The organism is Longimicrobium sp. (assembly GCF_036388275.1).
In the GTDB taxonomy this organism is placed as follows: Bacteria; Gemmatimonadota; Gemmatimonadetes; order Longimicrobiales; family Longimicrobiaceae; genus Longimicrobium.
On the sequence record NZ_DASVSF010000002.1, the window covers coordinates 369,366 to 381,462 of the forward strand.

The 12,097-nt window shown below is 64.5% G+C and carries 10 protein-coding genes; 7 read left to right on the top strand and 3 right to left on the bottom strand.

Annotated features, from left to right (window positions below):
* Positions 1 to 23 precede the first annotated feature (23 nt).
* Complete coding sequence (locus VF632_RS01640; protein ID WP_331021096.1) at positions 24 to 1,625, top strand: NAD(P)/FAD-dependent oxidoreductase; 1,602 nt, start codon at positions 24 to 26, stop codon at positions 1,623 to 1,625.
* 39 nt (positions 1,626 to 1,664) lie between these two features.
* Here the strand turns inward: VF632_RS01640 and VF632_RS01645 are convergent, their stop codons facing one another.
* Positions 1,665 to 1,847: a hypothetical protein gene (locus VF632_RS01645; protein WP_331021097.1), complete on the bottom strand. Its 183-nt coding sequence runs from the start codon at positions 1,845 to 1,847 to the stop codon at positions 1,665 to 1,667.
* Positions 1,848 to 1,960: 113 nt separating this feature from the next.
* Here VF632_RS01645 and VF632_RS01650 point away from each other — a divergent pair, with 113 nt between their 5' ends.
* The gene (locus VF632_RS01650; RefSeq protein ID WP_331021098.1) at positions 1,961 to 2,239 is read left to right on the top strand and encodes a hypothetical protein; all 279 of its coding nucleotides are present in this window, start codon (positions 1,961 to 1,963) and stop codon (positions 2,237 to 2,239) included.
* 109 nt (positions 2,240 to 2,348) lie between these two features.
* A complete protein-coding gene (locus tag VF632_RS01655; RefSeq protein WP_331021099.1) occupies positions 2,349 to 2,648 on the top strand; it encodes a hypothetical protein in 300 nt (99 codons plus the stop codon).
* Positions 2,649 to 2,862: 214 nt separating this feature from the next.
* On the opposite strand, the gene VF632_RS01660 is transcribed toward VF632_RS01655, so the two are convergent.
* Positions 2,863 to 3,849, bottom strand: a complete 987-nt coding sequence (locus VF632_RS01660; RefSeq protein ID WP_331021100.1) for a threo-3-hydroxy-L-aspartate ammonia-lyase — start codon at positions 3,847 to 3,849, stop codon at positions 2,863 to 2,865.
* 296 nt (positions 3,850 to 4,145) lie between these two features.
* Entirely contained in the window at positions 4,146 to 5,321 is a 1,176-nt protein-coding gene (gene moeB, locus VF632_RS01665; protein ID WP_331021101.1) for a molybdopterin-synthase adenylyltransferase MoeB, read from the bottom strand.
* A gap of 285 nt (positions 5,322 to 5,606) precedes the next feature.
* Here moeB and VF632_RS01670 point away from each other — a divergent pair, with 285 nt between their 5' ends.
* The 4 genes from VF632_RS01670 (at position 5,607) to VF632_RS01685 (ending at position 12,073) form a co-directional block, all read left to right on the top strand.
* A complete protein-coding gene (locus VF632_RS01670) occupies positions 5,607 to 6,287 on the top strand; it encodes a DedA family protein (protein WP_331021102.1) in 681 nt (226 codons plus the stop codon).
* Between the two features lie 4 nt (positions 6,288 to 6,291).
* The gene (locus VF632_RS01675; protein ID WP_331021103.1) at positions 6,292 to 7,497 is read left to right on the top strand and encodes a LysM peptidoglycan-binding domain-containing protein; all 1,206 of its coding nucleotides are present in this window, start codon (positions 6,292 to 6,294) and stop codon (positions 7,495 to 7,497) included.
* Positions 7,497 to 8,021, top strand: coding sequence for a low molecular weight protein-tyrosine-phosphatase (locus tag VF632_RS01680; RefSeq protein WP_331021104.1), 525 nt, complete (start codon positions 7,497 to 7,499; stop codon positions 8,019 to 8,021). Before VF632_RS01675 ends, VF632_RS01680 begins: the two co-directional genes overlap by 1 nt.
* An 83-nt stretch (positions 8,022 to 8,104) precedes the next feature.
* Positions 8,105 to 12,073, top strand: a complete 3,969-nt coding sequence (locus VF632_RS01685) for a hypothetical protein (protein ID WP_331021105.1) — start codon at positions 8,105 to 8,107, stop codon at positions 12,071 to 12,073.
* The last annotated feature ends 24 nt before the right edge of the window (positions 12,074 to 12,097 follow it).

Below are 12,097 nucleotides of genomic sequence, written 5' to 3' on the forward strand. Positions count from 1 at the left end.
CAAGACGATCGCTGAGGCACACCATGAATAAATTTGACGCCGTCTTCATTGGTAGCGGCCACAACGCGCTGGTCGCCGCGGCCTACCTTGCCCGCGCCGGGCAGAGCGTGCTGGTGCTGGAGCGCAACGACCGTCCCGGCGGGCTGGTGCGCACCGACGAGCTGACGCTTCCCGGCTTCAAGCACGACACGTTTTCCGCCGCGCACCCGCTGTTCCTGACCGGCGCGGCGTACGCCGACCTGGGCCCCGAGCTGCAGGAGCGCGGGCTGCGCTACGTCAACACGGCGTACCCCACGGGCGTGTCGATGGAGGACGGGCGCACGGCCCTGTTCCCGGTGGACTTCGGGGAGGCGGTGGCGGAGTGCGAGCGCCTGGCGCCCGGCGACGGGGCCGCGTTCGCCACCATGATGCAGGAGTTCGGCGCGCACGCCGGTGACGTGTTCGGGCTGTTCAACCAGGACCTGGCCTCGGACGACGCGCGCAAAACCATCCGCCGGCTGATGGTGAACCCTGATGGCCCCGGCTTCACCGAGTTCGCCGCCGACTTCTTCACCAGCGCGCGCGACGTGCTGGAGGGCCGCTTTCGCTCCGACGTCTTTCACGCGATGGTGGCGCCCTGGGTGATGCACCTGGGCCGCACGCCCGATGGCGCCAACGGCGGGTTCTGGGTGCCGCTGACGCTGATGGCCCTGATGGGCGGCGGCATGGCCATTCCCGTCGGCGGCTCGGAGATGCTAGCCAAGTCGCTCGTCAAGCTGATCGAGGACCGCGGCGGCGTGGTGCGGTCCGGCACCCCGGTGGAGCGCATCCTGGTCAGGAACGGCCGCGCGTCCGGCGTGCTGACCGCCCACGGTGAGGAGATCCACGCGCGCACCGTGGTCGCATCGGTAAACCCCGACCAGCTGTACCTGAAGCTGCTGGAGGGCGCCGACGTTCCCGCGCCGCTGGTCCGCCAGGCGGGCAAGTACCGCTACGGGCGCGGCTGCGTGCAGATTCAGCTGGCCCTTTCCGAGGCCCCGCGCTGGGCCGACGAGCGGATGGCCCGAACGGGTCAGCCGCACCTGACGCGCGGCATGGGCGCCACCGCCGAGCACGTGACGCAGGCGCTGAACGGCTACCTGCCCGCGAACCCCACGGTCTCCATCGACTGCCCCACCAACCTGGACCCGTCGCGGGCGCCGGAGGGCAAGTCCATCCTGCGCATCCAGGTGCTCGAAATTCCCAACCGGCCCAAGGGCGACGCGGCGGGGACCATCGACGTGGGCGACGGCACCTGGACCGACGACCTGAAGCGCCGCTACGCCGACCGGCTGGTGGACATCGTGGGCCGCCACCTTCCGAACGTGCCCGGCGCCATCCTGGGAATGCACGTGATCTCTCCCGGCGACATCGCGGCCTTCAGCCCCAACGCCGGCCCGGGCGACCCGTACGGCGGCTCGCACGACGTGGCGCAGAGCTACCTGTTCCGCCCGCTGGCCGGCCAGCCCAGCCATCGCACCGTGGTGCCCAACGTGCTGATGCTGGGCGCCGCCACCTGGCCGGGGCACGGCGTAAACGGCGGATCGGGCTACATCGTGGCCCAGGAACTCCTCGGCGCCAGGAAGCCAGTCGAAGCCGCCGCCTAAAGTACCGAGCGCGGAGGGGAACCACGCAGGGCCGGCGGATCATCCGCCGGCCCCGTTTTGCTGCGCGCGAATGGTTCTGGTGGCGCTGACAAGGAACACGTTTTGCGTCATAACGAAAACAGCCAAATCTCCGAAGCCGATCACAGCCGAGTGGCTGCCGCCCAGGAGAATTGCCGTATCGTGCGTGCCATTTACGCCTTCCCATTCCTTGCGGGCGCGCACTGCTGTCGGGTTACGAGTTGAGCTTGTGTGCTGCGGCTGCGCTACGCGTTGCCGTTCTCGTCGGATCTCGCGAACGCGAGGCCGACATTTTCCCACCGCCCCGGGAGGGCCCCATGCGTACCAAGCTCAAGCTGAACCTGGACGAGCTCACCGTCGATTCGTTCGACACCACGAAGAACGAGGCGAAGACCGGCACGGTGTTCGGCGAGCAGTGCACCTGCTACACCAACTGCACGTGCCCGGGCTGTCCCACCTGCGATGCGTCGTGTAACGGAACCTGCGATGCGTCGTGTAACGGAACCTGCGACGCGTCGTGCAACGGCACCTACTACGAAAACACCTGCGTCTGCAACGACACCTACGACACCTGCATTCGCTACTACTGCGGATAACCGCGTTCCAGACCAACTGCAACGAGATCTGCTACTGAGTGTTAACGGGCGGGGGCGCCACGCCTCCGCCCGTCGGTGTTTTTCCTCGCTCTTACCGATGGAGAACCCCATGCGTACCAAGCTCAAGCTGAACCTGGACCAACTGGCTGTCGATTCGTTCGACACCACCAGGCCCGCCGCGAAGGCCGGCACCGTGTTCGGCGAGCAGTGCACCTGCTACACCAACTGCACGTGCCCGGGCTGCCCCACCTGCGACGCGTCGTGCAACGGCACCTGCGACGCGTCGTGCAATGGAACTTGTGGTGACACCTGCGACTGGACGTGCAACTACACGGACTGCGCGTGCAACAGCAACGACCCCTGCGGCACGGCTCAGTACTCGAACTGCGGCGGCCAAGCTTGCTGGTGAGAACGGGACGGCGTCGACCCCGAGTCGACGCCCGGGCCGGATGAGTTGACGATTTTACGAGGGCTTCGGGTACCCGCCCCGTGGCCTTCGTTTTCATTCGCTTCCCGAACCCGTCTGCCGCGTCAGCTGCGTGTGGAAGTGGTGCGTCCCGACCTCGCGGCGCGGCGAGTAGCGGCCACGGTGGGACCGGCGCGACGGACAGCCTTCTGCACCGCTAGGCCAGCAGCGCGCAGGCGTTCGCCAGGTCCACGTTTCCGCCGCTGATCACCACGCCGATGCGCTCGCCGCGGAAGGCATCCGGATCCGACATCAGCGCGGCGAGGGGGACGGCACCGGAGGGCTCCACCACCAGCTTCATCCGCGTCCACAGGAAGCGCATGGCCTCGACCATGGCCTCCTCGCTCACCGTGCGCATCTCGGTGACGTGCTCGCGCACCAGCGGAAACGTCAGCCGGCCCAGCGAGGGCGTGCGCAGCCCGTCGGCGATCGTGGGCGGGTTGCGGACGGACTGCAGGGTGCCGGTGCGGAACGAGCGCGTTGCATCGTCCGCCAGCTCCGGCTCCACCCCCACCACGCGGATGCCCGGCCGCAGTGAGCGGGCAGCCAGCGCGGATCCGCTCAGCAGCCCCCCGCCGCCGCAGGGGGTGATGACGACGCCCAGGTCCGGCGCCTCTTCCATCAGTTCCAGCGCGGCCGTGCCTTGGCCGGCGATCACGTCGGCGTGGTCGTACGGGGGAACGAGGGTCATCCCGCGCTCCTGCTGAAGCTGGGCCGCCAGCTCTTCGCGCGAGGTGGTTTCCTTGTCGTACAGGATCACCTCGGCGCCGTAGCCGCGGGTGCCCTCGATCTTGGCGGCAGGCGCGTCGTCGGGCATCACGATGACGGTGCGCACGTCCAGGATGCGGCCGGTGAGAGCCACCGCCTGCGCGTGGTTGCCCGACGAGTACGCCAGCACCCCCCGCGCGCGCTCGTCGTTCGAGAGCTTGGATACCGCGTTGTAGGCGCCCCGGAACTTGAACGCGCCGCCACGCTGAAGGTTTTCGCACTTGAAGAACACGTGCGCACCCAGCCGTTCGTTCAGCGTCCGCGAGGTCATCACGGGCGTGTGATGGGCTACGCCGCGCAGGCGGTTGGCGGCGTCGCGCACGTCCTCGGCGGTGGGAAGGGCGATGGATTGGGCCTGCGGGTCCGGCTGCGACATCGATTCATCGGGATGTTGTGATCGCCCGGGGGCGAATGGTTTCGGACCTGCACCGGCGCGTCAGACCGCTGTCATGGCGGAGACCTCGGCTTTGTCGGGCGAATGAATTCGCTGCAACAACCACACGAAGTCCGCCTTCGCGGACTGGCCTGTTCTCGTGTGAGGAGGACCGATAGGCGCGCCCGCGATGTGTGGCGGATCCCTCAGTCGCTGCGAACATTGGCGGGACGTCGGGTTGGCCGGGGCCGCTCCATCGGGATGACATCGCGCCGACTCACGCACTCACGCACTTCCCCTCAGTACTTCGGAATGCTGGGGTCCACTTCGTCAGACCACGCCAGGATGCCGCCCTTTAGATTCAGCAGCCGCTCGTAGCCCTGCGCACGCAGAAAGTGCAGGACCTGCGCGCTGCGCCCACCGGAGCGGCACTGCAGTACCACCTCGTCGTCCGCGCTGATCTCGTCCATCCGCTCGGGAACCTCGCCCATGGGGATCAGCCGCGCGCCCTGCGGCTCCAGGTTGCCGATCTCCCACTCGTGGGGCTCGCGGACGTCGATGATCGTCAGCTTGTCTCCCCGGTCCAGCCGTTCCTTCAGCTCCGACGGGGTGATTTCGGGCACGCCGAACATGTCGTTCTCCGGTTGGGCGCCCGGCGGCTCGTATCCGCAGAAGCGCTCGTAATCGATCAGCTCGTGGACGGTCGGGTTGTCGCCGCACACGGGGCACGCCGGGTCGCGGCGCAGGCGCATCTCGCGGAACCTCATCCGCAGCGCGTCGAACAGCAGCAGCCGGCCCACCATCGTGTCGCCGGCGCCCAGCAGCAGCTTCAGGGCCTCCAGCGCCTGCACGCATCCCACGATGCCCGGCAGCACGCCGAACACGCCGGCTTCGGCGCAGTTGGGGACCATGCCGGGCGGGGGCGGCTCGGCGAACAGGCAGCGGTAGCAGGGGCCGCCCTCGGCCGCGAACACCGACGCCTGCCCCTCCCAGCGAAGGATGGAGCCGTAGACGTACGGCTTCTTCTCCAGCACGCAGGCGTCGTTCACCAGGTAGCGCGTGGGGAAGTTGTCGGTGCCGTCGATCACCACGTCGTAGCGCCGGATGATCTCCCGCGCGTTCTGCGACGTCAGCCGCACGGGATGGGGCTCCACGACTACGTGGGGATTGATCTCGGCGATGCGGTCGCGCGCGGAATCCAGCTTCGGGCGGCCGATGTCGGACGTTCCGTGGATCACCTGCCGCTGCAGGTTGCTGGCATCCACCACGTCGAACTCCACGATGCCCAGCGTGCCGACTCCCGCCGCCCCCAGGTACATGGCCGCGGGTGATCCCAAGCCGCCGGCGCCCACCAGCAGCACGCGCCCGGCCTTCAGCCGCCGCTGCCCCTGCGGGCCCACCTCGGGCAGGATCAGGTGGCGGCTGTATCGCTGGTGCTCGTCGGCCGACAGCGTGGGAAGTCCGTGCTCGCTCATAGCGACAGGTTAGGGGCCGCCGCGGGTCAGGGCAACGGGGCGACAGGGTCGTCGACGCGCTTCGACCGGACCTGGCGCATGCCGCGGCCGTCCCCCTCTCCCGGCCTCTCCCCCGTAAACTGCACGGGGGAGAGGAGAAGTCGAGTTCACGCTCGTGGTCGGGCGCAGGGACACCTGAGTTGAAGCTGAATCAAGCACGATCCTTGAATCCCCTCCCCGCCTCCGATACCATTCGGCGTCGCGGCGGGTATACCGTTGCGGCACTCACCTGAACGGCGGCTGGGAATGGAGTTCCTTCAACAGGCGTTCGACTACTTTCGTCACCTCGACGTGCACCTGGCGGACATGCTTCGCCAGTACGGCGCGTGGACGTACGCGATCCTCTTTCTGATCATCTTCTGCGAAACCGGGCTGGTGGTGACGCCGTTCCTGCCCGGCGACTCGCTGCTGTTCGCGGCGGGCGCCATCACCGCGGCGGCCAACAACCAGCCCGGCGAGCAGGCGCTCAGTATCATCATCCTGTGGCTGGTGCTGATGGTGGCGGCCGTGCTGGGCGACACCGTCAACTACCAGATCGGCAGGGCGGTGGGGCTACGAGTGTTCAAGGAAGACGCACGGGTGATGAAGCTGGAATATCTACGCCGGACGGAGAAGTTCTACGCCAAGTACGGCGGAAAGACCATCATCCTGGCGCGCTTCATTCCCATCGTGCGGACGTACGCGCCGTTCGTGGCGGGTGCTTCGCGGATGGATTACCCGCGCTTCCTGTCGTTCAACATCATCGGCGGCGTGATCTGGATCACCTCGTTCCTGTTCGCGGGGTACTTCTTCGGGAACATCCCCGCCGTGAAGCACAACTTCGAGTACGTGGTGATCGGCATCATCCTCGTCTCGCTCGTTCCGCCGATTCTCGAATGGATCAAGCACCGCCGCGAGCAGGCGGCGGCGGAGCCCACCCAGGCCTGACCCCATGCGCCGCATCGCCCTGCTCGTCCTGGCCCTTGCGTTCGCCGCCCCCGAGGCGGCGGCGCAGGGCACGCCCAACCGCCGCCCCCCGCGCGACACCATCCGCTTTGCCGAGCCCGCCCCGCCCGACTCCACCGACGCGGACGCGGCGGATGGAGACGAGGCGGCGGCGGACAGCGTGCCGCGTCCCGGGCCGTTCTCTCGCGACGGCGGGCGCGGTCCGTTCTCCGTAGAGGCGAGCGGCCAGGTAGCGCCCCGGCCACCCCGGGGCGAGATCGTGTGGCTGGAAACGGCTCCCGCGCCGCGCGTGGCATCCAGCGACACGGCGGCGTCTCGGCGCGCGTCAACTCGCGACACCGCGCGCACGGGCTCGGGCCGCACCGCGTCGCGTGACACCGCAGCCACCCGGCGCACGGGCACGGGACAGAGCGGGACAACGCGGACCAGCACCGGCCAGACCGCTCGGCGTGACACAGCTTCGACTGGAAGCCGCACTGCATCGCGCGACACCACTTCTACGCGGCGCACAGGCACGGCGCAGACTGGGACGAACCGCACCACCACGGGCCAGACCGCGCGGCGCGACACGGCTTCGGCTGGGAGCCGCACGGCATCGCGTGACACGGCCTCCCGGACGCGGACCGCATCACGCGACACCGCGTCCAGAACCGGCCGCAACGCCCCGCGCGACACGGCCTCGCGGCGCACGTCGGCGACGACTCCCGCCAGCGGCCGCACGACGGCTGGCTCCGGCACGACCACGCCCAACCGCCCCGCGCAGGGCTCCACACCAGCCCCGCGACGCACCACGCACACCGTCGCGGCGGGAGAAACCTTTTTCGGCATCGCGCGGCGGTACGGCGTAACGGCGGCGCAGCTACGCGCGATGAACCCCGATGTAGACTGGGAGAGCGTGGAAGTCGGCGAGGTGCTTCGGCTTCCGGCGACGGCCCGCGACTCGCGTGCATCCGGCTCGACGCAAGGCGCGGCGGCGCAGCCGCAGACTCCGGCCGCATCCCGGACCCCGAACCGCACCGGATCGCGGCCCACCCGTCCCGCCACCCGCACGCACACGGTGGCGCCGGGCGAAACGCTCTTCGGAATCGCCCGGCGCTACGGGGTTACGCGCCAGGACATCATCGACGCCAACGACCTGGAATCCGACCAGGTGCGCACCGGCCAGCGCCTGACCATTCCGCCCCCGGACTGATGTCCGAACAGTCGGAACTGCACCTGCCGGGCACCCGCGACGAGCGCATCCGCGTGCTGTTCGTCTGCATGGGCAACATCTGCCGGTCGCCGCTGGCCGAGGCGGTGTTCCGGCATAGGGCGCGCGAACGTGGGCTGGAGGACCGGTTCGTGATTGACTCGGCGGGGACGTCCGGCTACCATCGCGGCGCGGCGCCCGACCGCCGCAGCACCGAGACGGCGAAGCGCCGCGGCATCGAGCTGTCCGGAAGCAGCCGCCAGCTGGTCGCGGCCGACTTGCGCCGCTTCGACTACGTGATCGCGATGGATGCCGAGAACATGCAAGGCATCCAGCTTCTGCGCGAGCGCTCGCCCGGGACGGCCACCGTTGGGCGGCTGCGCGACTGGGATCCCGATCCGGGCCACGGCGACGTGCCCGATCCGTACTACGGCGGCCCCCGCGGCTTCGAGGACGTGCACGACATCGTGGAACGCGCCACCGCCGGCCTGCTGGACCACATCGTCCAGCATTCAGAAGTTCAATAGATCGGGATTGCATCGCTCTCACGTACGGGCTTACGTTAACCTCCGGAGAGCGCCCCTGCCACGTCATTCCGAGCACGGAAGATATGCTACACAGCTACGAATTAGGTAAATTGGATCCGCGCGCGTTCGAACATCTGGTGAATACTTTGTCGCTGCGAGTGTTGGGCGCAGGAGCCACAGGATTCGGTCCAGGTCCAGATGGCGGTCGCGACGGTTACTACGAAGGCGAGGCAGCATACCCGAGTGAGGCGGCGAGGTGGTCAGGGCGCTGGTATATACAATCGAAATTCCACTCGCCGCACCTCAGCAGCGACCCTCAAAAATGGCTCCTCTCCCGTATTGAAGAAGAGATCTCCGAGTTCGAGAAACATGGAACTAAGCGAAAATGGCCAGATAACTGGATCATCGCTACAAATATTGACCCGAGCGGTGCAGCCGAAACGGGCGCGTTCGATCGCGCGCGGGAACTCGTGCGGGCGGCAAGACCAGAGATGGCGGAGCGCTTCCACATCTGGGGAGGAAGCAAGATCGCCGATTTTCTAATCCTTCATCCCGACATCTTAGCTGCGTACCAACACTTCCTAACTCCCGGTCATATACTTGCACGACTGCTCGACCTCCTCCAGCAGGATAAGCTGGAAGTCCAAACGTTCATCAACTATCTAGTCGTTCGAGGACTTCGCGACAATCAGCACACCAAATTGGAGCAGGCAGGATCAACGTCGGATTCTAGGCCTGGCCTCCAGCGGTTGTTCGTTGATCTGCCGTTTTCATGTGCCGAGTTTCAACTCCGCGGTATGGCTATGGAGTACCTCGCGAGTGCGGCACAGGAGAACCACCGCCCTAGTCGCGTAAGGGTGGAGACAAAGACTTGGCGGAAATGGCAGCGAAATCCCAGCCGTGCGCGCGTTTGGTTCGTGAAAGGCGGACCGGGTCAGGGCAAATCCACGCTCGGCCAGTATCTTTGCCAAGTACACCGCGCTGCCCTGGCACTGCAACCCGGGGGCGCGTTGATGGTGCAGCGAGACAAAGATTTAGCAGAGGAGATTCGTAACGGTGCAGTGCGAAATGGATTCTGGCCCATTGTCCCTCGGATTCCGTTAGTAATCGAACTAAAAGACTATGCCCAGTGGTTTGGACGTCGTGACGAGGGAGCACCTCGGGGCGTATTGACGTTCTGCGCAGAGCGCATCAGTGCGGTAGTCGACACGACGGTCACGACCGTCACGATTCGCGCTGCTCTTCGGGAAGGAAGCTGGGTTGTAGTGTTTGATGGACTAGACGAGGTGCCGCATGATGTAAAAGACAGTATTGCCGCTGAGGTTATTAACTTTGTTGACGTCGCTGCTTTAGAATTGGATTGTGATCTACTCACCATATGCACGTCTCGGCCGCAAGGGTATTCTGGCCAGTTCGAGTCATTGGATGCCCCAGTTGTTGAACTGGTAGAACTATCTGAGGACCAAGCTCTTGCGTGCGCAAGTCCCGTCGTCGCTTTCGACCGGACAGAGGCGGAGGCGGAGCGCGCGATAGCTACTCTAACAACTGCGGTTCAATCTCCGTCCGTTCGGGAGTTGATGAAGAGTCCCCTTCAATCACATATCATGGCAATCATCGTTCGCGATGGTGGCCGACCCCCCGAGCGGAGATGGCAGCTGTTCACACGTTTCTACGAGATTATTCTCCGGCGTGAGGCGAATCGTGAACTCGCAGACAAACGGATCGCTCGGTTGCTTCGGGAAGAGGAACAGCTCATAAAGAGCGTGCATGACCGTCTCGGGTTCGATCTGCACGCACGTGCCGAGACGAGCAAGGGAGCACAAACCCGACTTTCTCGCCGCGAGTTCAGCCTGCTGGTCGAGCAGACCGTGTCGCAGCGTACCGAAGATGCGGCAGACCAGCTAGCCGACGCCGTTGTTGAAGCCACTCAGGAACGGCTGGTTCTCGTAAGCACTCCCGATGATGGTGATCATGTTCGTTTTGACGTTCGCCAGCTTCAGGAATTTTTTGCTGCCGAGTTCATATACGACTCCGTCGAAGCGAGTACATTGCGTGGTCGACTGGAAGTAATTGCGGGCGATCAACATTGGCGAGAGGTGATGCATTTTCTCCTGAGTGCCTTAATTGAGAACGGCAGGCGAACTGAGCTGGCCGTAGCGGTGCAAGTACTAATGAGCGTTGATGGTTCTGACTCCCATGGGGCTGAACGCTTGCTCCGGAGGCGGTTAGGAAGAGGTGCAGGGGCAGTTGCGCGTTTGATTCAGGAAGGCGTGCTCGAGCAAGACAAACGATACCGACAAGATGTACGTCCGGTACTGGGTACATTAGGTGGGATCACGGATCCAGCGATACTCAATGTGATAGCGAATACCAGCCATTCGCAATCGCGTGTCTGGCTTGCGAAGGTTGCGCTAGAGATGATTCATGACAGCGCTGAGGCCGAATGCGTCGGCTGGCTCGCGCTTTTAGCTAGTCTCGTTCGCGATGACGACCCTTGGTTATCGCTCATCGCTGATATTTATTCACGTGCCTCTACATCCAGACTTGCTATCATTTTTGAATGCTCATCGTCATTTTTCGAGCCGGACGATGATGCCGAAGCTGATCATTCCCAACGCAAATGGCTTCTGTCTCAAGCTATTAATCGATTGACTTCGTCAGAGTGGAGGTCGTTGGGTGAGCGTGGATGTGTAACGACGCTTGAACTATTGCGTCAGGACGATTTCTCGACCACTCGGGCGGCCGATGTTATAGGACTCTCGGCACTTGAGCAGGTACTGCTCGACGAACTGCTCCAGAATGGTTGGAAACGAGAACTGGTCGTCGAGCAAATTGGGCCGATGGCGGTGCACCGACACGCACATGATTGGTCCTCAGCAACAACTCATCGCCCGGATCTAACGCTGGAAATGTTGTCCGGGCGCGCGCGCGGCATTCTCGAGATCGTCAGGATTCTGCTAGTCTTTGCCGGAGCACGGAGTGGCCATGGATTACGTGGCATTATCGCTGAACTCGCTGCCGCGCCGTGGCTGATGAGGGTAATGCACGGGCAACTGAGTGCATACATTCCGCGGTCGCCGCATCGACGCTACTCTGATCTTAGTCTTTATCTAGCCACTATCCCACTGGAGGCGATCGAAGGATTGCTCAGGACCCAAACACACGAGGGGCTGCGGTTTGGTCCAAGGTTCGAGATGGTCAGCTTCACAGTACCCGCTTCAGCATCAGAATTACTACAACTACTCGAACAGTACCCTGACACAGCTATGGGCATGCGATTCGAGTGGTATGCTTACTTCGACGGGGCGCCCCCTGAGTGGCTCACAGATCCAGCACTCACAGAGGCGATCGTCAATGCTGCGTTGACCCGGGGCACGCTATCCCCGGATCTACTCGGTATTCTCGGTAATCTCTTGGCGGAGGCGCCACCGCTCGGAGCGCGTCTTCGCGAGGCGTTGGTTAGCCAAGCAGAGCTCATTCCTGAGGATCTCTTCTGGCGCCAACCAAATGCCGCCTTCGCGCTAGATCTGCCGAATGAGATCGTACTTCTGCCTCATGTAATCGCACTGGTACTTCCTCATACCCGGCTACCGCATCTTTTTCGGCCTAGCGACCATGAGGACAGTCGAGCCCACTCTCGACTGGACGAAGTGTCAAGCGGGCTAGCAGGCTTCGTTCCCGATCCGGCACCTCTGGCAGACATCGCGGTTGATTCGCAACTTCCCGCTCATATCCGAGGTGCAGCAAACATAGCGCTACTCCTCCATCCTGACACTCGGGTTTCGGTTGGCGACCTACAGGAACAACTGATTCGATGCTTCAATCCAGAGTGGACGTGGTATGTTGCTGCCCTCGTGTCGGCTCTATTAGTTACTACGTCGCCCAGCGATCACGCAGCACGCGAGCTTGTTGGAGAGCTACTCGCGAGGACCGACGGATACCCGGCCGCTAGGGAGTCTCTCGATCTTCTGCTGGATGTGTGGAGAGAGCAGTCGATTTCGCCTGTTGTGGGCGCGAACTGCCGCGAAGCGTGGCTGGCTGGCTCGTCATAGAGGACATACATCCTCGGTGGTGCT

Bases quoted from the DNA above. Each gene is read 5' to 3' on its own strand.
- VF632_RS01660 (WP_331021100.1), bottom strand. From the start codon at position 3,849: ATGTCGCAGCCGGACCCGCAGGCCCAATCCATCGCCCTTCCCACCGCC.
- VF632_RS01685 (WP_331021105.1), top strand. From the start codon at position 8,105: ATGCTACACAGCTACGAATTAGGTAAATTGGATCCGCGCGCGTTCGAA.
- VF632_RS01680 (WP_331021104.1), top strand. From the start codon at position 7,497: ATGTCCGAACAGTCGGAACTGCACCTGCCGGGCACCCGCGACGAGCGC.
- VF632_RS01640 (WP_331021096.1), top strand. From the start codon at position 24: ATGAATAAATTTGACGCCGTCTTCATTGGTAGCGGCCACAACGCGCTG.
- VF632_RS01655 (WP_331021099.1), top strand. From the start codon at position 2,349: ATGCGTACCAAGCTCAAGCTGAACCTGGACCAACTGGCTGTCGATTCG.
- VF632_RS01670 (WP_331021102.1), top strand. From the start codon at position 5,607: ATGGAGTTCCTTCAACAGGCGTTCGACTACTTTCGTCACCTCGACGTG.
- VF632_RS01650 (WP_331021098.1), top strand. From the start codon at position 1,961: ATGCGTACCAAGCTCAAGCTGAACCTGGACGAGCTCACCGTCGATTCG.
- VF632_RS01675 (WP_331021103.1), top strand. From the start codon at position 6,292: ATGCGCCGCATCGCCCTGCTCGTCCTGGCCCTTGCGTTCGCCGCCCCC.
- moeB (WP_331021101.1), bottom strand. From the start codon at position 5,321: ATGAGCGAGCACGGACTTCCCACGCTGTCGGCCGACGAGCACCAGCGA.